This is a genomic window from Cupriavidus sp. 05N39 (assembly GCF_056397325.1).
The window spans coordinates 1-22,923 of record NZ_JBFTNE010000109.1 but is presented as its reverse complement, the minus strand read 5'-3'; the positions used below and the strand labels follow the sequence as shown (position 1 = coordinate 22,923).

Genomic DNA, 22,923 nt, shown 5'->3' with positions numbered 1-22,923 from the left:
GCGGAGGCCTGGCGCGCCGCGGCCAGCGCGGCGCGGGCGGGCGACATCGGTGCGCCGCCTGCGGCAGYGGGCGCGGCCATTGGCGCAGTGGCTACCGGGGCCGGCGCGGGCGCTACGGGCCTGGACGCAGCTTGTTGTGCCTGGACTGGCTCGGGATCGGGCCGCACCGGCGCAGCCGGACGCAGGGCGGGAGCGGCCGGAACGACAGCGGCAGCGGCATCCGCGGCAACCCGGCCCGCCGGCGCGGCAGCGCCGCGCGCGCGCGGCGCCAACTGGCCGCCACCCTGTCCACCCGCCACGGGCGCGGGACTCGCCGACGGGCGAAAGGCCAGCATGCGCAGCAGCGTCATGGTGAAACCAGCGTACTCGTCCGGCGCCAGCGCCAGTTCGCTACGGCCAAGATTGGCGATCTGATAGAACAACTGCACTTCCTGCGCATCGAACGCAGCGGCAAAGCGGCGCACTTCCGCCGCTTCCGGCCATTCTTCCTGAACCGAGGCGGGCACCGCCTGGGCCAGCGCGATCTTGTGCAGCAGCGAAGCGAGATCCTGCAAGGCCCCGGCAAACGACAGGCTGCGATCGGCCATGCCGTCGGCCACGCCCAGCATGGCGGCGCCATCCTCGGCTGCCAGCGCATCCAGCAATTGCACCAGGTAGCTCTGGTCGATGGCGCCCAGCATGCCGCGCACGGCGGCCTCGGACACCTGGCCGGCACTGTAGGCGATGGCCTGGTCGGTCAGCGACAGCGCGTCGCGCATCGAGCCATGGGCGGCCTGGGCCAGCAGGCGCAGCGCATTGGCTTCGCGCACGATGCCCTCCTCGCCCAGCACGTGGTCGAGGTGGCTGACGATATGGCCGGGCGGCATCTGCTTGAGGTTGAACTGCAGGCAGCGCGACAGCACCGTCACCGGGATCTTCTGCGGGTCGGTGGTGGCCAGGATGAATTTGACGTGCGCGGGCGGCTCTTCCAGCGTCTTCAGCATGGCGTTGAAGGCGTGGTTGGTCAGCATGTGCACTTCGTCGATCATGTAGACCTTGAAGCGCCCCGCCGTCGGGGCGTACACCGCCTTGTCGAGCAGGGAGGCCATCTCGTCGACGCCGCGGTTGGAGGCGGCGTCCATCTCGATGTAGTCGACGAAGCGCCCGCTGTCGATCTCGGTGCAGGCCTTGCACACCCCGCAAGGCTGCGCGGTGATATCGCCGTTACCATCCGGCCCGACGCAGTTCAGCGCCTTGGCCAGGATCCGGGACAGCGTGGTCTTGCCGACGCCCCGCGTGCCGGTGAACAGGTAGGCATGGTGCAGCCGCTGTTGCTCCAGCGCGTGCGTGAGCGCGCGGACCACGTGCTCCTGGCCGACCAGCGTGGTGAAATCCCGGGGGCGCCATTTGCGCGCTAGCACTTGATAACTCATGGCGGCGATTGTAGCAAAAGGCGGCCGTCCTTCAGGCAGGATTCACGGGACCGGCGCGATCCAAACCGCCGGCCCCCGCGCCGCTAGCCGCATTCGCCGACATAGCCGCAGTTGGCGCACTTGGCGCAGCCATCGACCTTGTGCAAGGCATGGGCGCCGCATTCCGGACAAGGCTTGCCCGAACCCAGCCCCAACCCTGTTGCCGGCGCGCCGCCAGCACTGACCGCCCCGGCCGGGACCCTGCCGCCGGCACTGCCACTGTCCGGCCCTTCCATCCCGGCCAGGCGGGCGGCAAGCGCCGCCACCGGCACCTGGGCACCGTCGGCGTCGAGAAAGCCCCGCTTGATCAGGATGCGTTGCAGGGCATAGCCGATCGCCGCTACCTCGGAATCATGGAARCGCGGCACCTCGGTGCCGTCCTGGCGGTTGAGCACGCCGTAACGCACCGTGCCCTTGTCCCACACCACATTGCGCATGTCCGCCAGCGCCTTGGCGATCGATCCGCCCGAACGCGCCACCATCGACAGCAGCCGCATGGTGGAGGTGATCCACTGCTGGCCGTCGTTGCGCTGCCCGGCCGGCATGAAAAATTCCACCGGACGCTCCACCGCCACCGGCTTGCCGTCGAGCAGCCCCGCCACGCGCATGAAGTTCACGGTCAGGTAGACCGTCTTGTGGCCCTCATAGGTCATGTACTCGACCTTGGAGGTCACCCCTTCGAGATCGCCCACCGGACGGCTCTCGAACGGCTTTCGCAGGGGGTCGTCGGTTGTTGCCACCGCGGCGGGGACGGCCGGCGGCGGCGTCACCGACAGCACCGCCCCCAGCACGCTGTTGGGGCGGTAGGTGGCAAGTCCCTTCAGCCCGGCCCGCCAGGCTTCCAGGTAGAGGTTGCGGAAGGCCTCATAGGGATAGTCCTCAGGCACGTTGACGGTCTTGCTGATGCTGGTATCGATAAAGGGCTGCACCGCCTCCAGCATCTTCATATGATCGAGCGCCGACATCTGCAGCGCCGTGACGAAACTGTCCGGCAGTTGCGCCATATCCCCACCCAGGTGACGATAAAGGCGCCAGGCATGGTCGGCTACCTCGACTACCTTGTAGCTGTCGTCCGCCATGCGCTTCTTGCGGTTATAGGTCCAGGAGAAGGCCGGCTCGATGCCGTTCGATGCGTTATCGGCAAACGCCAGCGTGATGGTGCCGGTCGGGGCGATCGACAGCAGGTGCGAATTGCGGATGCCATCGCGGCCGATCGCCTTGCGCACGGCTTGCGGCAAGCGCTGCGCAAAACCGCTGGCCAGGTATTCCTTGGCCTTGAACAGCGGGAAGGCGCCCTTCTCGCGCGCCAGTCCGGCCGATGCCAGGTAGGCGGTATCGCGCATGGCCTGCGCAATATGCGCGGCCAGCTCTCGCCCCGGCTCGCTGTCGTAGCGGATGCCCAGCATCACCAGCGCGCTGCCCAGCCCGAGGAAACCCAGCCCGATGCGCCGCTTGGCATGGGCCTCGGCCTGCTGCTCCGGCAGCGGCCAATAGGTAACGTCTAGCACGTTGTCGAGCATGCGTACCGCCAGCCGCACCACTTCGGCGAATCCTTCGAAATCAAAGCGGCTGTCCGCGCCGAAGGGCTGGCGCACGAAGCGGGTCAGGTCGATCGAGCCCAGGTCGCAGCAGCCATAAGACGGCAGTGGCTGCTCCGCACAGGGATTGGTCGCCTCGATGCGCTCGCAGTAATAGAGATTGTTGTCGTCGTTGATATGGGACAGGAACAGGATGCCGGGCTCAGCGTGATCGTAGGTGGCCTGCATCACCTGGTCCCACAGCTGCCGCGCCGGCACGCGGCGGTAAACCCACTGGCCGTCGTCGCGCCGGTAGGCGCCGCCGGCAATGGCCTGGGCAGCGGGCTCGGCCTCATGCACCAGCTCGACCTCGCCGCCAGCCTCGACCGCCCGCATGAATTCGTCGCTCACGCCGATCGAGATATTGAAGTTGGTCAGGTCGCCGCGGTCCTTGGCGTGGATAAAGGCCTCGATGTCCGGGTGGTCGCAGCGCAGCACGCCCATCTGCGCGCCGCGGCGCGATCCGGCCGACTCCACCGTGGCGCAGGATGCGTCGAACACCTTCATGAAGGACACCGGCCCCGAGGCGCGCGAGTGCGTGCCCCGCACCAGCGCCCCGGCCGGGCGTATCGCGGAGAAATCGTAACCCACCCCGCCGCCGCGGCGCATGGTCTCCGCCGCCTGCGCCACCGCAGTGTAGATGCTGGGCTTGCCGCCGCCCGGCTCCGATACCGAATCGCCTACGGGCTGCACGAAGCAGTTGATCAGCGTGGCCTCGATGCGAGTGCCTGCCGCGGAGTTGATGCGCCCGGCAGGCACGAAGCCCTGCTCCTGCGCCCACAGGAAACGCTCGGCCCAGTGCTCGCGCTGCGACTCTGGTTCGGCCTCGGCCAGCGCGCGCGCCACGCGCAGGCGCACGTCGGCGGCGGTGGCTTCCGCGCCCTTGGCGTACTTCTCCAGCAAGACTTCGGTGGAGATGTCCTGGGGCGGCAGCGTGGTACGGAGCATCTGTTCGTTGGCATTCATCGCAGGTCTCGCTGGTGTCACGGTTGCCATATCCGCCAGCCGGGCCGCGTTGCGTCCCGACGCTGGCGGCTAGCGCGTTTTCGTCCTTGCACGCCCTGGCGTTGCCTGGGCCATGCGCTTTACTCAATCAATTTCGCGGGAAATCTGCCCGATCCGTCCGCTCTGGGTTACAATGCCGACCGGACGGGCCTCCTCGCATGGCGGCGCGGTCAACCTGGTCAGGTCGGGAACGAAGCAGCCACAGCCGTTTTCCGCCAGTGCCGAGGGTCGGGCTCGTCCCCCTAACATTCCCCAGTCGTATCCGCAGCATCCCCCCGCATCATCGCGCTTTCTTGCCGCATGTGCATCAAGCACTTGCGCCAGGCGCCGATCGTCCGCTGGTTACAATCCGCCTTCAGCAGAATATTCCCGCACGGCAGTCCGGCCGCGTCGAGTCCGCGGCTTGGGAGCCAGTTTCATCCCCCGTGCCCGCGCCGCCGACGTTAGCTATTCTGCCGCGCCTCCCCCGCCCTTGCCATGATCCAGGACATACCTAGAACAGAGAACCCTGGCGTTCCGTCTGCAGCGCCTGCGCCGCAATCCACTCCCCGTCAGCCGTGGCCACGCCAGCCTCGACCGCCCGCCCAGGGAACATCGGCCTGACCGCCGCCACATAACGCGCAAGCTGCTGCGCGTAGGCGGCGTGCTCCTGCGGCAGCAGGCGCAACTTGTAATCGATGATCACCACCCGGTCGGCGAACTCCACCAGACGGTCGATCCGCAGCAGGCGGCCGCGCGCATCGTAGAGTTCAACCTCGTTGCGCGCGCTGATGGCCGCTTGCGGGAACAGCAGCGCCCGCAAGGCCGGGGCCTCCAGCATCAGGCGCGCTGCCTCGACGGCGGCATGCGCCTGGTCCCGCCACAGCACGCGCGCCTGCGCGGTGCCGGCCCCGGCCAGCGGGAACCAGCGCATGACCACCTCGGGTTCGGGCAGCCCCTCGAACGCCTCGGGGTAACGCGTCACACGTTCCAGCAGCGCGTGCAGCAATTCGCCATGGCGAGCCGCGTCGGCATCGAACACGATGGCATGGCCATCCTCGCTCGGGCTCGCACCTTGCTCCGCCGCCTCGTCTTCCCACTCCAGCACCGGCGCCAGCGTCTCGGCCGCCTCGCGGTAACGCTGGCGAAAATCCGTATAGCGCACGCGCGCGTCGTTGCCTGACGCGGCGCCCGCCACGTCCTGCGCGCTGGCCGGCGGAAAGGGATCGACTTCCTCGCCGACCCTGGCTGACAACAATCGCGCATACCAGCTTCCCGCGATCTCGCGATTGCCTTCGCCGCTGTCGGCGCTGCGCGACGCGCGTCCCTTCACGCCGCTCACCAGCAAGCCCTGGCGCGCGCGCGTCATCGCCACATAGAGCAGGTTCCAGTTCTCGCGCTCGGCCAACGCGGCCTCGGCCTCGAACAAGGGCGCGCGTGCCAGCCCGCGCGTGCTGCGCTTGCCATACGCCGAGAAATGCACCGGCACGGGCGACGACGGCGGCCAGTCGATCAGGATGCCGCCCCGGTCAGCGGCGGCATCGCTGTGGTTTGCGTCCAGCAACACGACGAACGGGGCCTCCAGGCCCTTGGCCGCATGCACGGTGAGAATGTGGACCGCGTCCTGTGCGTTGTCGGCGGCGTCGGCATCGGCTTCGCCCTCGGCATCCTCGGCGTTGTCGGCCATGCCGCCTTCGTCCGGGCTTTCGCCTTCTTCGCCGCGGCGGATTTCCTGCAGTTCGTCGATGAACTTCGGCAAGCTCGGGTAGCGGCCGCCGTCAAGATCGAGCGAAAGCTTCAGGAAGGCATCGAGGTTCGCCAGCACCTGGTCGCGGATCTCGGCAGGCGCGGCTTCGGCATAGCGGCGGCGTACTTCGCCGCCGTGGTAGATATGGTCGATCAGGTCATGCACCGGGCGATGCGGCGCCACTTCCTGCCAGTGGCGCAGCCGCGCGATGCCGTCGCGCAGCGCGGGGCTGCTGTACTCGGGCAGCCCTTGCTCCATCAGGCAGGCCCACCATCCCGGCCGCGGCTCGCGCGCCTGAGTCATCTGCGCGATAGCAATCAGGTCTTCGTCAGTGGCGCCCACCAGCGGGCTTTTCAGCACATGGGCCAGGTCCAGATCGGATTCCGGCGTCATCAGGAAGGCCAGCAGCGCCGACAGGTCGAGCGCTTCGAGCGTGGCCAGCAAGCCGCCCCGGCGCGGGCTCAGGCACGGGATGCCGGCCTCGCGGAAGGCGCGTTCGTATTCCGCCAGATGGGTCTTGCGGCGCACCAGCAAGTGCATGTCGCTCCAGCGCGCGGGCCGCGGGCCATCGCTATCGGCGACCGGCACGGTGGCGCGGATATGCCGCAGCCAGGCGGCCACGCGCCTGCCCTCTTCGAGCCGCAGCGAATCGCCCTCATGCTGTCGCGGCTGGGTGAGCGTATCGCGGTGCGTTGCGGCTTTCGGGACGGCCTCGCCGGCTTCATCGGTGGCTTCGCCCTCCGGCGTAGCGGGGTTGCCCCCCGCCTCTTCCTCGGGCTCGACCAGTGGCAGCAGCCACACCGGCCCGCCCGGCTCGCCGAGCGCGGTAGTCTGCGTCTCGAACAGCGGATAGCGGCCGTCGGCACGCGCGGCATCGAACACGGCGTTGACCCAGTCCAGCACCTCGGGGCGATTGCGGCGGGTCCGGTTGGTGCGCAGCACGGTGGCGCCGAAACCGGACTGCAGCATCTCGCTGGCGGTCTGGAACAGACGCGCATCGGCGCGGCGGAAGCGATAGATCGATTGCTTGGGGTCGCCCACCAGAAACACCGTAGGCCGCTCGCCCAGCCCCGCGTAGCCGGCCAGCCAGCCCTGCAGGATTCGCCATTGCAGCGGGTTGGTGTCCTGGAACTCGTCGAGCAGCAGGTGGCGGTAGCGTGCATCGAGCCGGACCTGCAGGTAGGTGGCGGTCTCTTCATCGCCCATCAGCCGCGCGGCCAGCCACTCCAGGTCGGCGAAGTCCATCGCGCGCTGCTCGGACTTGTGGTGCTGGTAGCGTGTCAGCAGCGCATCGCCCAAGTGGTAGAGCGCAAGGTTGACCGCCAGCACCGCAGCCTCGCAACGGCGCTGCGCCACCTGCTCCAGCGCGGCGCACATCTCGCCGTGCTCGGCCAGGAACGCGTCGACCATCGCCTCGCCGCCCAGCGCCTTGGTCAGCGCCGCGGTGGCACGCAGCGAGCGCGGCTTGCCCGCGGCAGTGAAGAACGCATCGCGCAGTACCGCGAAAGCGCGCTCGGCGGGCTCGCCTCCTGCGGCACCCGCCTCGCGCCAGGCGCGGATCGCCATGATCGCGTCAGCCAGGCGCGTGGCATGCGCCTGCTCGGTCTTGCCGCCCCTGCCCAACTGCGAAGCAAGGCCCTGGCAAGCGTCGAGCCAGCTGTCGTCGGCCAGTACTTCGAGCAGCACGTCGACCTGCGCATCCTCGCCAAGGTCGGCGGCGAGCGCCTGCGCAGGATCGGCACTTTCGCGGAACGCCAGCCACTCGCTGCGCGCGTGGAACATGGCATCAAGCAGCGCGCGCGCCTGGAACTCGCCAATGGCGTCGACCAGCCGCTCGAACGCCGCGCGCAGGTCGGCGTACGGCGGTGTTGCCAGCGCCTGCCAGAACGGCGCCCACGCTTCGCGCTTCATGCGCAGCGCGTCTTCGCGCAGCGTGGCGCCCGGCACGATGCCCGACGCCAGCGGCGCCCCGCGCAGCAGGGTGCCGAACCAGCCGTGGAACGTATCGATGGCCATGCGGCCGGGCGCGGCGAGCACCTGCGCGTGCAGGCCGCGGGCGCGCGGCAGTGCCACGCGTGCCGCATCGGGGGAAAGCCCGCGCTGCGTCAGCGCGGCGATCACCGCCTCGTCATCGTCACGCGCAAGTTGCGCGAGCACTTCCAGCAGGCGCTCGCGCATTTCCTCGGCGGCCTTGCGCGTGAAGGTGATGGCGAGGATCTCGTGCGGCGCCGCGCCAGCCAGCAACAGGCGCAACAGGCGCGCCACCAGCAGCCAGGTCTTGCCGCTGCCCGCGCAGGCCTCGACCACCACCGAGCGGGCGGGGTCGCAGGCCGCGCGAGTGAACTCAGCCTCCGCAATCGGCTCGCCATCGCGCAAATAGGCATGGATGCTCATGCGCGCCCTCCCACCTGTGGCGGCAACGCCGTGCTTTCCCAGAAACCCTTGCGGCACAGGCCGCGGGCCGTGCAATAGGTGCATGCGCTGGCATCGCCGAAAGCCGGCAGCGGCGCGTCCCGGCGCAAGCGCATCACGTCGGTGCGCAACTGTTGCTCCAGCCAGGCCACCGCGGCGTCGAAGTCAGGCAAGCCAACCTCGCGCTGGGACGCGGGCGGGCCATCCTTCACGCCCTCAAGCGCCACCCAGCTGCCACCGGCAACGTCGGCGCGCAGCAATCCATAGAATGGCAACTGGCAATCCTCTTCCACGTCCCCTACCTTGCGCTTGAGACGCAGCACGCTCTGCGTCTTGTAATCGAGCACCGCGCGGCTGCCATCGCGGGCGCGGTCGAGCCGGTCGATGCGGCCATTGACGCGCAGCGGCTGGCCATCGGGCATGGGCAGGTCGACGGTGGCGTCCAGCTCGCCATCGTCCCAGAACCAGCCTTGCGCCTCGCGTTCAGCCTGCCATGCCACGTAGGAAGGCAGCACTTCACACCAGCGGCGGTAATAGCCGATGGCGTTGCCGTCTTCCTTCATCAGCGCGCCGAACTCGTGGTCGGAAATCTCGCGCAGCCGCGCCAGCCGGGCGTCCTGGTGGCGCAAGCCGTCCTGCGATGCCTCGCGGTGGTAGCGCAACAGCACGCGGTGCAACAGCTCGCCGATATCGCGCTTTTCCAGATCGTCGCTGACGACCTCCAGCCCGGCCAGCCCGAGCATGCGGCCCGCGAAGAACTGGTAGGGACAGCGCCGCAGCATGTTGTACGCCTGCGCGCTCCAGCGCGCAGGCACCAGTTCCGAAGCCGCTGGTGCGGGCATTCCGCCCACCTCGGCGAGGGTCTCGTGCTGCGCGGGCAAGGCACTCGCCTCGATGGGCGCGCCCGCCCGCGAGCACAGCGCGCTGAGGCGCTCGATCCAGCCCGACACGTGCTTGGGCTCGCCGCGCGCGCCAAGGCGTTGCCAGGTCAGCACGACGTCATCGTTATTCAGCAGGACCTCGGCAAGATCGCGCGCCTGCTGTGCAAAGCGCACCTCGCGATCTTCCAGCGCCAGTTCGCGCCGCATCTGGTTGGAGAAGAACATCAGTTCCGCCGCGCTGGAGGGTAGCTGCGTATCGTCGCACCCCACCACCACCACGCCATCGAAGCGCCGCATGCGCGCGCCGTTGAGCGGCAGGATGGTGATGCGCGCGGCGCCGCTGGCCGAGGGCTCCTTGTAAGCGACCGATTCGAGCAAGGCCGACAGCATGGAGCGGAACTCGCCGAGATCGAGCGTGGCGAGCGCGCCTGTCTCGTCCTGAGGCAAGTCGGCAAGGCGCGCCAGCGCGTCGAGCAGCTGGCTGCCCGCATCGTCGGCGGCCAGCGCATTGCGCATGCCGATCACGTCGAGCGTGGCATCGAGCCGCTCCAGCCAGGTCGACACCGGTTTCTGCGCCTTGCCGCGCGGCCAGGCTGCGGCTTCGGCCGCAAGGCACTGCACCAGCTCGCACGCGGCCTGCCGCGCCGCGCGGCGGGCGTCCTGCTCCGCGACATCGCCGGTGCTGGCTTCATCCGCGCTCGCGCGTGATTCGTCCGCGGCGTCCGGCCTGAAGCGCTGCTGCAGGCGGCGCCAGCCGCCACTGATGCCGTCGCGGCGAATCTGCCGCTCCAGCGCGGCGATGGCCGCGCCGCGCAAGGGGAAATGCGGCAGGCAAAACGGGCTCTTGAGCAGGTCGAGCAGGGCCGAGGTATCGCCGTCCTGGTTGAGCAGATCGAACCAGCGCATCAGCGCGGCGGCGGCGCGCGTGGTTGAGAGTTTCCAGCCCGTTTCGTCGCGCACCGGCGCGCCGGCGCGCGCCAGCAAGGCGCGCGCGCGCCGCGCCACCACACGATCGTGCGCAACCAGGGCTACGTGGCGCCGGCCTTCATTGAGCCACTGCACAAGCTGGTCGGCGGCGGCGCCGGCTTCGTCCTCGAAGCGCGCGCTGCCGATCACGCGCACGCGTGGGCGCCCGGCCGGCAGGCCGCGCGGCGCGCGGCGCGGCGCCGCTTCCTGCGCCCCCGGCAACCTGGCCTCCGGCCACAGGGCAAGCAGGGTGTCATACCAGTCGAATGCCCCTGCCGCGGCGTCTTCATCATCCCCGCCAGCATCGAGCGCGTGGCTCTCCGACGGCGTTGACTGCGCCGACCAGTCATAGCCGATGCGGATCACCGGCACGAGCTCGGCGGCCTGCTTCAGGAAGGCGTCCTCGATCGGCGCGGGCGGAGTCGGCCCCAGCCAGATCACCGGCCCCGCCACGTGCTGGGCCAGCCGGTGCAGAACGCGGCGGCGCGCCGGCAGCGGATCGTCCGGGCCCGACAAGGCTTGCCAGAAGGCCATCACGATGCGCGCCTCCTCGCCAAGGAAGCGCGACGACAAATGCGCGTAGGTTCGTTCCAGCGCGCCTTGCAGCAGCGCGGCGCGGTCGTCGCCGTCGATGTCTTCATCGCGGATGGCGTCATCGTCAAGCCAGCGCGCGCTCAGTTCGTCGCTGATGGTCAGCAGCGTCTGCGCCAGCCCCCACGCCGCTGCCTCGGTCTGCGCGCCGAAGGCACGCCGTAACCAGTCCTGCGCGCGGATGGCCTGCTGCACCGCCAGCAGCCGGGCCGCATGGCTGCGCACCGGCACCGGGTCGGGCGGCAGATCGAGCAACCAGTGGCCAAGCGTGAGCACGCGCGGCAGCAGGCGCGGCGCGCCGGCAGCGCGCGCCGCGGCATCCAGCGCCTGCCGCACGCCGGGAATCTGCGCCGCGGTAGGCACTACCACGTGCGCAGCGGCTTGCTGCTCCCCGCAATGGTCGAGAAAATACCAGGCCGAAGCGGCAGCCTGCGGCAGGAAGTCGGGGCCGGGACGGAATTGCAGCGAAGTCATGAAGCGAGTGTGGCGGCCGGATCGGAAGTCATGGCGCGCGGCGCGCAGGCACGCACTGCCTGGCCGGCGAGCCGGGCAGCGCGCTCGGGCAACGTGAAAATACGGGAAAACCCCGAGGGTCTTCAGTGGCTGCCGCCCTCCAGACGGGCGCGGATCTCGCGCGCGGTCTCGAGCAAGCCCTGGTAGCCGGAGCGTGCATGCTCGGGAAGGTCGGGGTCACCGACCAGCGCGCCCAATGTCTCGATGATGCTGTACAGAAGACCCTTGGCCGCGCCGCCGGCAATGCTGTTCTGTTCGACCGCGCTATTGATGTGATCCAGCGCGTCGCTCAGGTGTCCCACTTCGGGCGGCTGTTGCGGATCGGGCTTGGAAGGGGTGTCGGGCGTCATGGTCGATTTGCCTTGTCTGTTGCGCGGGAAGGCGCCGGGCGCAAGGCCTGGCGCATGTTTATATTCTACGCGCCCCGGCGCGCCGCACATTCGCGAACACGCAAGGGAGCGCTCGGGCCATGCGGCACCAAAGCGAAGTGTCCGATAAATCATACGCCGGCCGCGCCGCATCGGCCTTTGCCGCAGCCCCCGATTGAGAAAAGCTCTCGCCCCGATTAATAGAATCACTCAACAGGGCCAGCCTTCCGGGGCAGAATGCCCCCATGCTTCGCCGCACAAAAATGTCTTTCCCCGCCGTGTTCGGCAACGCACCGTGACCTTGACCGGGAAGGTATTGAATTCCCGTCAACTGGTAACATATGAGCAAAACTCGCCTTTCCGTGGCGTGCCCGTCGCTCGGGCCCGCACGCACCGGGTGATGCGCCTGCCTACGGGTATGCGCAAACTCGTGTAATGTAGCGGTTCGGCAAATCCCGCCTTCAAATCAAACAGAGCGAAACCAGAGGTTTTCCGCCATGAGTGAACAAATCAAGTATGTGAGCGACGCCTCCTTCGACGCCGACGTGCTCCAGTCCGACAAGCCCGTCCTGCTCGACTTCTGGGCCGAATGGTGCGGCCCGTGCAAGATGATCGCCCCGATCCTGGACGAAGTGGCMMRSGAYTWCGGCGACAAGSTGCAGATCGCCAAGATCAACGTCGATGAAAACCAGCAAGTGCCGGCCAAGTTCGGCATCCGCGGTATTCCCACGCTGATCCTGTTCAAGAATGGCGCGGTTGCCGCGCAGAAGGTCGGCGCGCTGTCCAAGTCGCAACTGACCGCTTTCCTCGACGGCAATCTGTAAGTCGCTAGCCCGGGGCGAGGTGCCGCCAGGCGCCGCCCCGGTTGTAGCCACAATCCGACGTCCGTGCGCCAGTCCTGGCGCACCGTCCGGATTGTGCTAAGATGGCACCAACAACTTCCCCGAGCGTTCGCTCATTTCTTCCCCCTTCCTTTAGGTCCAGCCCGTCCGGGCGCCTCTGTACCCCTCGTCTATGCACCTGACAGAACTCAAATCGCTTCACGTGTCTGCGCTTCTCGAAATGGCCGCGACCCTCGAGATCGACAATGCACAACGGATGCGCAAACAGGAGCTGATGTTTGCGATCCTGAAGAAGCGCGCCAAGCTGGGCGAAACCATCTTCGGAGACGGCACGCTGGAAGTCCTGCCGGACGGCTTCGGCTTCCTGCGCTCGCCCGAGACCTCCTACCTGGCAAGCACGGACGACATCTACATCAGCCCTTCGCAGATCCGCCGCTTCAATCTGCATACCGGCGATACGATCGAGGGCGAAGTACGGACCCCGAAGGACGGCGAGCGCTATTTCGCGCTGGTGAAGGTGGACAAGGTCAACGGCCAGGCGCCTGAAGCGGTGAAGAACCGCATCATGTTCGAGAACCTGACGCCGCTGCACCCGAACCGGCCGCTCACGCTCGAACGCGAAATCCGCGCCGAGGAAAACATCACCGGCCGCATCATCGACATGATCGCGCCGATCGGCCGCGGCCAGCGCGCGCTGCTGGTGGCATCGCCAAAGTCCGGCAAGACCGTGATGCTGCAGCACATCGCCCATGCGATTGCCAACAACCATCCGGAAGCCGACCTGTTCGTGCTGTTGATCGACGAACGGCCGGAAGAAGTGACCGAAATGCTGCGCTCGGTGCGCGGCGAAGTGGTGGCGTCGACCTTCGACGAGCCCGCCATCCGCCACGTGCAGGTTGCCGAAATGGTGATCGAAAAGGCCAAGCGCCTGGTCGAGCTCAAGCGCGACGTGGTGATCCTGCTGGACTCGATCACCCGCCTGGCACGCGCCTACAACACGGTGGTGCCGGCTTCGGGCAAGGTGCTGACCGGCGGCGTGGACGCCAACGCGCTGCAACGCCCCAAGCGTTTCTTCGGCGCCGCGCGTAACCTGGAAGAAGGCGGCTCGCTGACCATCATCGCCACCGCGCTGATCGAAACCGGCAGCCGCATGGACGACGTGATCTACGAAGAATTCAAGGGCACCGGCAATATGGAAGTGCACCTGGAACGCCGCCTGGCGGAAAAACGCGTCTATCCGTCGATCAACCTGAACAAGTCCGGCACCCGCCGCGAGGAATTGCTGATCAAGCCGGATATCCTGCAGAAGGTGTGGGTGCTGCGCAAGTTCATCTCGGATATGGACGAAGTGCAGGCCATGGAATTCATCCTCGACAAGATGAAGGCGACCAAGAACAACGCCGAGTTTTTCGATATGATGCGCAGAGGCGGCTGATCGTTCGCTGTGCCGCGCACGGCTGGTTCGCGCGCTGGTACCGCACAGGAAGGGCGTGCCTCGGCGCGCCCTTTTTGTATTTTTGCACTACGATGCATTGCTTGCCGATGTCCTGACCTGGCTTTGGGTCCCGCGTCCTGCTTCATGCGCGCGCCACCTCGATGCCACACCTGCAGGAGTCCCATGTTCGGCCGACTGAGCCACTTCCTGCGTGCGCGCTCGCGCGTGCGCAAACTCGAGCACTACGCGATCCCCGATGCGCTGTGGGCACACACGGTGGCGAGCCTGCCCTTCGTGCAGCGCTATGGCGCCGCCGACCTCGCCGCCTTGCGCGAACTCGCCACGCTCTTCATCGCCGAAAAGGAATACTCCACCGCGCACAACCTGCCTCTTACCGATGAAATGGTGACGATCGTGGCGGTGCAGGCCTGCGTGCCCATCCTCAGGCTGGGTATCGAGTGGTATCGCGGCTGGCGCGGCATCGTGCTTTACCCTGGAGAGTTCGTCATCCGACGTACCGTCGAGGACGATATCGGGCTGGTGCACGGCGTGGTCGAGGAAGCCAGCGGCGAAGCCTGGGAACACGGCCCGGTCATCCTTTCCTGGCCCGAYGTGAAGACCCCGGGCGCCGGCCTGAACGCGCGCCACGCCCACCCGGACGACACCTATAACGTGGTCATCCACGAATTCGCCCACAAGCTCGACATGCTCGATGGCGAGCCCGACGGCGTGCCACCCTTCTCACGCGTACTTCACCCAGGCATCGACCGTGAGCAGTGGGCCGAGACCTTCCTGTCCGAATACGACCGCTTCGCTGAGGCCTGCGACAGGCAATCCGACCATGCCTGGGATCATCCGGAGCGGCTTCCACCCGCGCTACGCGTGATCGACCCCTATGGCTGCGAGGCACCCAGCGAGTTCTTCGCGGTGGCATCGGAAACATTCTTTGTCGAGCCGGTTGGCCTGCGTCGATATTGGCCTGCCCTCTATGACTCGCTGGCGGCGTTCTACCGCCAGGATCCGGGCTCCATGTGACGAAAGGTATATTTTTCGGGGTACTCGCCCGTCCTCCTGCTGGCGCACTCAAATCTTGCCCAGTTTTTTGTTTTTCTGCGATAATCCCGGATTGTCCGTTATCGGCAAGTGGTTCGTTCGCCGCAATACCCGGCAGCAGCGCGGCAAACAACGGACTGGCTACCCAACCTGAAAGGAAACATCATGAAAGAAGGCATTCACCCGAATTATCGCGAAGTCGTGTTCCTCGACGTGTCGAACGACTTCAGCTTTGTGACCCGCTCGACCATCCAGACGCGCGACACGATCACCCGCGACGGCAAGGAATACCCGCTGGCCAAGATCGAAGTCTCGTCGGAATCGCACCCGTTCTACACCGGCACCCAGAAGATCATGGACACGGCCGGCCGCGTCGAGAAGTTCCGCCAGAAATTCGGCAGCAAGCTGGGCAAGGCCGCCGCGAAGTAATTCGCCGCGAGCCCGCTCGCTGCACGGCTTCGGACAAGATGCTCCGGCGCCGCGCACCCAAGCAAAGAGGCAGCATCGGCTGCCTCTTTGCTTTTGCAGCCCTCGCGCGGTTGGCGCCTTTCACGCCAGCGCCAGGCGCACTTCGTCCGATACCATTGCGTATTCCGCCCCGCATCGGCGGTGTCCCATGCGAATGAGCCGGATGTAGCCAACCGGGAGCGCCCGTCCCGGCCGCCCCAAGCCCGACCGATCAATGAGTGCAGCCAAGACTTCCCGTGTCCACCTGACCGCAGCCGCCACCGGCACGCTTCCGCGCGCGCTGTTGCTGGCCATCTGCATCATCTACGGCCTGGCCGGGCTGTTTGGCCGCGACCCGTGGAAGAATGAGGACGCGGCCGGTTTCGGTGTGATGTGGCAACTGGCCACGGGGGGCGCGCAGGACTGGCTCATGCCCAATATCGTGGGCCGCCCCTATGGGGAAGACGGCCCCCTGGTATTCTGGGTCGGCGCCTTCATGATCCGGCTGTTTGGCGGCTGGCTCGGCGCGCCGGACGCGTCGCGCGTGGCCACCGCACTCTTCTACTTCGGCACCTGCGCCCTGATCTGGTACGCCACCTACCTGCTTGGCCGGCGCGCCGAGGTACAGCCCTTTGCCTATGTCTTCGGCGGCCAGCCCAATGCGCGCGACTACGGCCGCACGCTGGCCGACGGTGCCTTGCTGATCTTCCTGGCCTGCGTCGGCCTGGCCATGCGCGGGCACGAGACCACGCCGCAGGTGGGCCAGGTCTGCTTCGTCGCCATGAGCCTGTACGGCATGGTGCGCAGCCTGGACAAACCGGTCCAGGGCGGCATCTGGCTGGGCGTAGGGCTTGGCGCGCTGACCCTGTCCAGCGGCCCGGTCATCCCGCTGGTGCTGCTCGCGTCGATCATTGTCTGCGGCCTGGCTTGCAAGCCTCTGCCCCTGCCGCGCCTGTTGCTGGTGAGCGTGCCGCTGGCACTTGCAATGGTGGCGGCCTGGATGGCCGCCGCCTACTTCGGCGCCACCGACCCCAGCGACGCCGTGACCTTTATCCGCGAGTGGTCGCGCTACGACCGCCGCACCTATGGCGCGCCGAACGCCACCGCGCTCAACTTCGTCGCACGCAACCTGCTGCTGTTCACCTGGCCGGTATGGCCGATTGCCGGCTGGGCCTGGCTGAGCTGGTCGGGGATGCGCCGTGCGCCGCATGTGGCGCTGCCGCTTGCCATGCTGCTGCCGCCGCTGCTGATGCTGTTCCTGCTGCGCCAGCCGGGCGATGTGCAGTTCATCCTGCTGCTGCCGCCGATGGCGGTACTGGCTGCATTCGGCCTGCCTACGCTCACGCGCGCGGCCATCAATGCAATCGACTGGTTCGCCCTGCTGTTTTTCACCATCTTCGGCGGCTTTGTCTGGTTCATGTGGATCGCCAGGACGACGGGCCAGCCGCCGCGCATCGCCGCCAATATCCACCGCCTGCTGCCGGGCTTCCAGGAAGACTTCACTATCCGCGCAGTGGTGTATGCACTGCTGGTAACCGTGGCCTGGATCCTGATCGTGCGCTGGCGGCTGTCGCGCGCACCCAAGCAAATCTGGCGCCCCGTGGTGATCTCGGCCGCCGGCACCACGCTGATGTGGGTGCTGGCGATGACCCTGTGGATGCCATCGATCAACTACGGCAAGACCTATCGCGACGTGGCGCAAGCCGCTTCGATGGCGCTGCCCGCCACTTATAACTGCGTGCAACCGATCCGGATGGGCGATGCGCAACTCGCGTCGTTCGCGTATTTCGGCCATATCCGCTTTGGCGGCCCGGCGGACGCGTGCGACATCCTGCTGCGCCATGATCCGGTCGATTACGGCGAGCCCACCAGCATCTCGCATTTCGAATGGCGGCTGATTTGGGAAGGCCGCCGCCCTTCCGACCGCGATGAGCGCTTCCGCATGTATCGCCTGGTTGATATGTCCCGCGTAGCGCCGCCCAAGTCCAGCCCGCCTACGCGCCGGCTGCCCCGCCAACCCTGAGACGGACATAGATGGTTCGACGAGATCGCTGGTACTCCTCTCCCAGGCAACGGCACGACGCATGACTGCACTCCAGGATATCCGCCGGATCTCTGTGCTGGCCGCGCCGGTCCTGGTCGGCCAGCTCGCAGTGATCGCCTTCGGCGTGATCGATACCATCATGGCGGGTCGCGCCTCGGCGATCGACCTGGCGGCGGTGGGGCTGGGCGGATCGATTTACGTCACGATCTACATCAGCCTGATGGGCGTATTGCAGGCGCTTGCCCCGATTGCCGGCCAACTCCATGGGGCCGGGCGCAGTGCCGAGATCGGCAGCGAGGTCAGGCAAGCCGCCTGGCTTGGACTGGCGCTGGCCGTGCCTGGCATGTTGCTGCTCTTGTTCCCCGGTCCRCTGCTGGATTTTGCCCAGGCGCCGCCCGAACTGGTTGAGAAGGCAACGCGCTACCTGCATCTCCAGGCCTTCGGCTTGCCGGCCGCGCTGGGCTTTCGCATCTATTCCGCGCTGAACAATGCCTTGTCGCGTCCGGTCATGGTGACGGTGCTGCAGCTTGCCGGGCTGGCGGTGAAGATTCCGCTCAATGCCTGGTTCATCGGTGGCGGCTTCGGCATCGCGGCCATGGGCGGACCCGGCTGCGCGCTCGCTTCGGCACTGATCAGCTGGATCTGGTGCATCTCCGGCGTCCTGATCCTGCGGCGCAACGCGGCGTACCGTCCCTTGCAGATATTTTCCAGCTGGGCATGGCCGCAGGCGCGGCCGATCCGCGCGCTGCTGCGGCTGGGCGTGCCAATGGGACTGACCTACCTGATCGAGATAACCTCGTTCACGCTGATGTCGATCTTCATCACGCGCATGGGCACCGTCGTGCTGGCCGGGCACCAGATCATTGCCAACCTCGGCGCGGTGGCCTACATGCTGCCGCTGTCACTGGCAATCGCCACCTCGACGCTGGTGGCGCAAGCCCTTGGCGCGCGCGACCGGACGGCGGCGCGCCGCATCGCCCGGCACGGGATCTGCCTGGCGGCGGCGCTGGCGATCATGGTCGGCGGCATGCTGTGGATCCTGCGCGAGCCGCTGCTGCATGCCTATGCCAAGGACCCTGCGGTGGTCGGCGCCGCCCTGCCGCTGATGCTGTTCATTGCCTTCTACCAGGCCTTCGATGCGGTACAAGTCATGACGGCATTCATCCTGCGCGCCTACAAGATCGCACTGGTGCCGACCTTGATCTATGCGCTGTCCCTCTGGGGCGTCGGCCTGGGTGGCGGTTACGTGCTTGGTTTTGGCCTGATCGACGCCCTGCCAGCCTTCACGCATGGCGCCGCTGGGTTCTGGATGGCCAACAGCATCAGCCTGGCCATCGCCGGCTCGTTGCTGGTGCGCTACTTCGTTACCGTCAGCCGTCGCCACGACGGTTAAGCCTGCCCCCCCCTGACGCGCGTGCCGGATGGATTTTGCCTGTGACCCGGCAGGCATGTGCAGGACATACCGACGGTCCGTCCGCAAGCGCTACGCAACAATATCCGACTACCCAAGAAAGACAGAGGCAAGTAATACGCACGCGCCGTCGCTGCGCGAGCGGCGCCGAATTGCCGGAGATTATCAATGAGCCGCCAGGGTAAGTGCCGGATAGCAAAAGAAAAAACCCGCATGGCATAACCATGCGGGTTTAGTTTTGGCGGAGTGGACGGGACTCGAACCCGCGACCCCCGGCGTGACAGGCCGGTATTCTAACCAGCTGAACTACCACTCCATACTCTTGCTTATCACCACGAGCCACGCTCCTGATGACAAACCGAACGTTTGGTTACGTTCGTTATCTGGCGTCCCCTAGGGGATTCGAACCCCTGTACTCACCGTGAAAGGGTGATGTCCTAGGCCTCTAGACGAAGGGGACAAGAACTTGTTTTTCAACTTGTTCCGTCTTGCGTGCCGAAGACCTTAACAACCAGATCCTCGCCACACTGGAAGCCTCGATTCACTAGACTCGAAACTTCCGGCATTTGGTGGAGCTAAGCGGGATCGAACCGCTGACCTCTTGCATGCCATGCAAGCGCTCTCCCAGCTGAGCTATAGCCCCATGATACTACGTTGCTGCATCGCGGCTTACCACCGCCGTCGTTTTCGCGTTTGTTTCTTCGTTTCAGCGAAGACGAGATTATATAAACAACTTTGCCCTTTGACAACCCCTTTGGGCAGCGAATCGATTAAGGGCGGGGTCATGCAGGGCTATAGCGGAGCACTATCGCGATAATGCCCTGCCGCCCAGAAAACACGACCGCGAATAATGTGCCGCGCACAGCCACGCACGATCGTGCGTCGATTAGCCGGAGATTATCAACGAGTCTCCAGGGTAATTGCCGGACGGCAAAAGAAAAAACCCGCATGGCATAACCATGCGGGCTTAGTTTTGGCGGAGTGGACGGGACTCGAACCCGCGACCCCCGGCGTGACAGGCCGGTATTCTAACCAACTGAACTACCACTCCATACTCTTACTTATCACCACGAGCCAACGCTCCTGACGACAAACCGAACGTTTGGTTACGTTCGTTATTTGGCGTCCCCTAGGGGATTCGAACCCCTGTACTCACCGTGAAAGGGTGATGTCCTAGGCCTCTAGACGAAGGGGACAGAAACTTGTTTTTCAACTTGTTCCGTCTTGCACGACGAAGACCTTAACTACCAGACCTTCACCGCACTGAAAGTTTTGATTCACTAAAATCAAAACTCCGGCATTTTGGTGGAGCTAAGCGGGATCGAACCGCTGACCTCTTGCATGCCATGCAAGCGCTCTCCCAGCTGAGCTATAGCCCCATGGTACAACACTACTAATTCACTACCTGCCGCCGCCGTTTCGCGTTTGTTTCTTCGTTTCGGCGAAAGCAAGATTATATAAACAACCCTGCTTTTCGACAACCCTTTTTTTAACTTTTTCAGCGATCCGCATTACTGCGAAATTACTACCTATCGCCTCCATCCGTTAAGCCCGCTTGGTTTTTTCCGCGCTGCAGGGAGAACGAGATTATGCTCAAGTCCTGGCAAAAGCGCAAGCCCCCGCCAGGATTTTTTGCAAACTTCCTCAGGCGAGTCCGGCCTGGATGCGACGCAGCACGGTGTCGCGCCCGAACAACTCCAGCACGGCGTCGATGGCGGGGGTCTGCAACTGTCCCGCCACCAGCAGGCGCACCGGCATGGCCAGCTTCGGCATCTTCAGGCCGAACTCGGCCAGCACGGCCTTGAATGCTGCGCTGATGTCCTCCCGCTTCCATTCCGTCAGGGCCGCCAGCCGTGCAGCCAGGGCCTGCAGCGCCGGCAGGATATCGGCGTTGAGATGCTCGGCCTTGAGCACCGGGTCAGCTTGCGGCTCGCCGCGATAGAACAGCATCGCCGCCTGCGCCACATCTTTCAAGGTATTGGCTCGATCCTTCACCAGCGCGATGACACCTTCCAGACTGGCACCCTCCACCTTGCCGCCCAGCGCCTCGATAAACGGTTGGGTCAGCCCAGCCAGGCGCGCGTTGTCGCCCACCTTGATGTAGTGGTTGTTGAGCCAGGCCAGCTTCTCGGGGTTGTACTGCGCCGGCGACTTGCCCAGGTGCTCCAGGTCAAACCACTCTACGAACTGCTCGCGCGAGAAGATCTCGGCGTCGCCATGCGCCCAGCCCAGGCGGGCCAGGTAGTTGAGCACGGCCTCGGGCAGATAGCCTTCGTCGCGATAGCCGGTCACGGCCATGGCGCCATGGCGTTTGCTCATCTTTTCGCCCTGCTCGTTGAGCACGGTCGGCAAGTGGGCATAGACAGGCGGCGTACCGCCGAGTGCGCGGATGATGTTGATCTGCCGCGGCGTGTTGTTGACGTGATCGTCGCCGCGAATCACGTGGGTGATCTGCATATCGAGGTCATCGACCACCACGCAGAAGTTATAGGTGGGCGTGCCGTCCGGGCGGGCGATCACCAGGTCGTCGAGCTCGTCGTTCGATATCTCGATGCGCCCTTTGACCGCGTCGTCCCAGACCACGCTGCCGCCAATGGGATTCCTGAAGCGGATCACTGGCTGCACCCCGGCCGGCGGCTGCGGCAGGACCTTGCCCGGCTCGGGGCGCCAGAAGCCGTTATAGCGCGGCTTCTCGCCGCGCTCGCGCTGCGCGTCGCGTAGCGCATCCAGTTCCTCCGTGCTCATGTAGCAGGGATAGGCCAGCTCGCTGCCCAGCATCTGCTTGACCACCTCGCGATAGCGGTCCATGCGCTGCATCTGATAGAACGGGCCTTCGTCGATATCGAGCTCGAGCCAGGCCATGCCCTCCAGGATCACGTCCACCGACTCCTGAGACGAACGCTCGACGTCCGTGTCTTCGATGCGCAGGATGAAATCGCCCTTCATGCGGCGTGCAAAGGCCCAGGGGTAGAGCGCGGAGCGGATATTGCCGAGGTGAATGAAGCCGGTCGGGCTCGGCGCGAAGCGGGTGCGGACGCGTTGTGTCATAGAGGAATGAAACAAAAAAGCCCGCGCACGAATGCGCGCAGGCCGGAGTGTGGAGGGTAGGGACAGGTCATTGCTGACCCATCCCCCCCGAGGAACCGTACGTGCGAGTTTCCCCGCATACGGCTCATGTCTTCTGCAAATGTTAATTAAACACCGGTTTCACAACAGTTTGACCGTAGTGGTGAACTTGGATGTGGCAGTTCGGGTGCAGCAGCACGCGATTCCCTAGAGCATCGGACCCGCCGAGAATGCGCGGTTCCAAGTGGTGATCTTCCCACCCGGTCTCTTTGGTTATCTTGCACTGACACACCGCACACAGCCCTCGCTGGGACAGATACAGCTTGATCCACTGCTTTCGGTGCGACATGCTTGATTGCATGCGCTCCTGTCGCAACTTTTCGCCATACTGCTCCTGCTCGGGATCAAAGGGGTTGTAGCTCCCTTTGATCTTAGTGTGCCGTTGAATGATCGTACTCGAAAGCGAGTACAACTCCTTCCAGTAGCTACTACCACCCGCCTTTGTTACCGTGGTCCCGAACACCCAGTGCCGTTCCCCGACCGATGCATAGTACTTCTTCCGCACCCAGCCAGAGTCCTTTCCGCTGTGTCGCCGTTTCGCCCATCGCCATAGAGCCCGAAAAATATCGTGCTCCACGCGTGTGAACGTTGCCTTCGCAACCACTGGACTGTGATACTGCGCCCAGCCCCTTAGCATCGGATTCAGCAGAGCGATTAGATCCGCCTGCTTTACCGCTTTGTTAGCACTGATGACTTCCTTCACCTTGCGATAGAACGTCTGCACGTTCTTTTTGCTTGGCTTGATGAGCAGCGTTCCCGAGTACTTCCGGAAATTCCACCCAAGGAAGTCGAAGCCGTTGGCAATGTGGACAATCCGCGTTTTCTCCGTCGATAGCGTCAGCCCCCGTACTGCTAGGAACGCCTCTACCCACGGCTTCACTTCGTGCTCCAAAACATCCGGCGTACTGCCGGTGATCACGAAGTCGTCTGCGTACCGCACGACGTTCACCTTATGCTTCCGTACGTTGGCGACTCCGAGTTTTGTCCGCAAGGACTCCACCAATTGTCGTTCCAACCCGTTCAGCGCCACGTTTGCCAGAGTCGGGGAAATGATGCCCCCCTGTGGTGTTCCGGC

13 protein-coding genes, 6 tRNA genes and 1 other RNA gene are annotated in these 22,923 nt (G+C 65.6%); 7 read left to right on the top strand and 13 right to left on the bottom strand.

What is annotated here, in order from left to right; genetic code table 11:
- Positions 1–1,412: DNA polymerase III subunit gamma/tau (locus AC1DN0_RS34050; RefSeq protein ID WP_477146345.1), on the bottom strand; the 1,412-nt coding region annotated here is incomplete at its 3' end.
- Positions 1,413–1,495: 83 nt separating this feature from the next.
- A complete protein-coding gene (locus AC1DN0_RS34045; RefSeq protein ID WP_441637118.1) occupies positions 1,496–3,994 on the bottom strand; it encodes an adenosylcobalamin-dependent ribonucleoside-diphosphate reductase in 2,499 nt (832 codons plus the stop codon).
- Positions 3,995–4,176: 182 nt separating this feature from the next.
- Between AC1DN0_RS34045 and ffs the strand changes: the two genes are divergently transcribed.
- An RNA gene (gene ffs / locus AC1DN0_RS34040) (signal recognition particle sRNA small type) lies at positions 4,177–4,275 on the top strand.
- 251 nt (positions 4,276–4,526) lie between these two features.
- Here the strand turns inward: ffs and AC1DN0_RS34035 are convergent.
- The 3 genes from AC1DN0_RS34035 to AC1DN0_RS34025 form a co-directional block, all read right to left on the bottom strand.
- The gene (locus AC1DN0_RS34035) at positions 4,527–8,153 is read right to left on the bottom strand and encodes a UvrD-helicase domain-containing protein (RefSeq protein WP_441637116.1); all 3,627 of its coding nucleotides are present in this window, start codon (positions 8,151–8,153) and stop codon (positions 4,527–4,529) included.
- Positions 8,150–11,083: a PD-(D/E)XK nuclease family protein gene (locus AC1DN0_RS34030; protein ID WP_477104570.1), complete on the bottom strand. Its 2,934-nt coding sequence runs from the start codon at positions 11,081–11,083 to the stop codon at positions 8,150–8,152. Before AC1DN0_RS34030 ends, AC1DN0_RS34035 begins: the two co-directional genes overlap by 4 nt.
- A gap of 122 nt (positions 11,084–11,205) precedes the next feature.
- Complete coding sequence (locus AC1DN0_RS34025; protein WP_035868090.1) at positions 11,206–11,472, bottom strand: hypothetical protein; 267 nt, start codon at positions 11,470–11,472, stop codon at positions 11,206–11,208.
- A 515-nt stretch (positions 11,473–11,987) separates the two neighbouring features.
- On the opposite strand from AC1DN0_RS34025, the gene trxA reads away from it, so the two are divergent.
- From trxA to AC1DN0_RS33995, 6 genes are all read left to right on the top strand, one after another.
- Positions 11,988–12,314 carry a thioredoxin TrxA gene (gene trxA / locus AC1DN0_RS34020; RefSeq protein WP_477146344.1) on the top strand — a complete coding sequence of 109 codons (327 nt, stop codon included), beginning with the start codon at positions 11,988–11,990 and terminating at the stop codon, positions 12,312–12,314.
- A 190-nt stretch (positions 12,315–12,504) separates the two neighbouring features.
- Positions 12,505–13,767, top strand: coding sequence for a transcription termination factor Rho (gene rho, locus AC1DN0_RS34015; RefSeq protein ID WP_035868076.1), 1,263 nt, complete (start codon positions 12,505–12,507; stop codon positions 13,765–13,767).
- Positions 13,768–13,950: 183 nt separating this feature from the next.
- Positions 13,951–14,802: a M90 family metallopeptidase gene (locus AC1DN0_RS34010; RefSeq protein WP_441627416.1), complete on the top strand. Its 852-nt coding sequence runs from the start codon at positions 13,951–13,953 to the stop codon at positions 14,800–14,802.
- 183 nt (positions 14,803–14,985) lie between these two features.
- The gene (locus AC1DN0_RS34005; protein WP_017225511.1) at positions 14,986–15,249 is read left to right on the top strand and encodes a type B 50S ribosomal protein L31; all 264 of its coding nucleotides are present in this window, start codon (positions 14,986–14,988) and stop codon (positions 15,247–15,249) included.
- Between the two features lie 253 nt (positions 15,250–15,502).
- On the top strand, positions 15,503–17,290 hold the full coding sequence (locus AC1DN0_RS34000; RefSeq protein ID WP_441627419.1) for an ArnT family glycosyltransferase: 1,788 nt from the start codon (positions 15,503–15,505) through the stop codon (positions 17,288–17,290).
- Between the two features lie 61 nt (positions 17,291–17,351).
- Positions 17,352–18,704 carry an MATE family efflux transporter gene (locus AC1DN0_RS33995; RefSeq protein ID WP_441627421.1) on the top strand — a complete coding sequence of 451 codons (1,353 nt, stop codon included), beginning with the start codon at positions 17,352–17,354 and terminating at the stop codon, positions 18,702–18,704.
- A gap of 257 nt (positions 18,705–18,961) precedes the next feature.
- Here the strand turns inward: AC1DN0_RS33995 and AC1DN0_RS33990 are convergent.
- The 8 genes from AC1DN0_RS33990 to AC1DN0_RS33955 all read right to left on the bottom strand — a co-directional run.
- Positions 18,962–19,038 (bottom strand) — tRNA-Asp (locus AC1DN0_RS33990).
- Positions 19,039–19,106: 68 nt separating this feature from the next.
- Positions 19,107–19,182, bottom strand: a tRNA-Glu gene (locus AC1DN0_RS33985).
- A 107-nt stretch (positions 19,183–19,289) separates the two neighbouring features.
- Positions 19,290–19,365, bottom strand: a tRNA-Ala gene (locus AC1DN0_RS33980).
- A gap of 331 nt (positions 19,366–19,696) precedes the next feature.
- A tRNA-Asp gene (locus AC1DN0_RS33975) sits at positions 19,697–19,773 on the bottom strand.
- 69 nt (positions 19,774–19,842) lie between these two features.
- Positions 19,843–19,918: transfer RNA gene (locus AC1DN0_RS33970), tRNA-Glu, on the bottom strand.
- Positions 19,919–20,025: 107 nt separating this feature from the next.
- Positions 20,026–20,101 (bottom strand) — tRNA-Ala (locus tag AC1DN0_RS33965).
- Between the two features lie 265 nt (positions 20,102–20,366).
- Positions 20,367–21,770 carry a glutamate--tRNA ligase gene (gltX, locus tag AC1DN0_RS33960; RefSeq protein ID WP_441627423.1) on the bottom strand — a complete coding sequence of 468 codons (1,404 nt, stop codon included), beginning with the start codon at positions 21,768–21,770 and terminating at the stop codon, positions 20,367–20,369.
- Between the two features lie 142 nt (positions 21,771–21,912).
- Positions 21,913–22,923 (bottom strand): group II intron maturase-specific domain-containing protein (locus AC1DN0_RS33955; RefSeq protein ID WP_477146343.1); only part of this gene is annotated, 1,011 nt, incomplete at its 5' end.

Coding starts and splice junctions, on each gene's coding strand:
- AC1DN0_RS34030 (WP_477104570.1), bottom strand. CDS start 11,083: ATGACTTCGCTGCAATTCCGTCCCGGCCCCGACTTCCTGCCGCAGGCT.
- AC1DN0_RS34035 (WP_441637116.1), bottom strand. CDS start 8,153: ATGAGCATCCATGCCTATTTGCGCGATGGCGAGCCGATTGCGGAGGCT.
- AC1DN0_RS34005 (WP_017225511.1), top strand. CDS start 14,986: ATGAAAGAAGGCATTCACCCGAATTATCGCGAAGTCGTGTTCCTCGAC.
- AC1DN0_RS34025 (WP_035868090.1), bottom strand. CDS start 11,472: ATGACGCCCGACACCCCTTCCAAGCCCGATCCGCAACAGCCGCCCGAA.
- rho (WP_035868076.1), top strand. CDS start 12,505: ATGCACCTGACAGAACTCAAATCGCTTCACGTGTCTGCGCTTCTCGAA.
- AC1DN0_RS34000 (WP_441627419.1), top strand. CDS start 15,503: ATGAGTGCAGCCAAGACTTCCCGTGTCCACCTGACCGCAGCCGCCACC.
- gltX (WP_441627423.1), bottom strand. CDS start 21,770: ATGACACAACGCGTCCGCACCCGCTTCGCGCCGAGCCCGACCGGCTTC.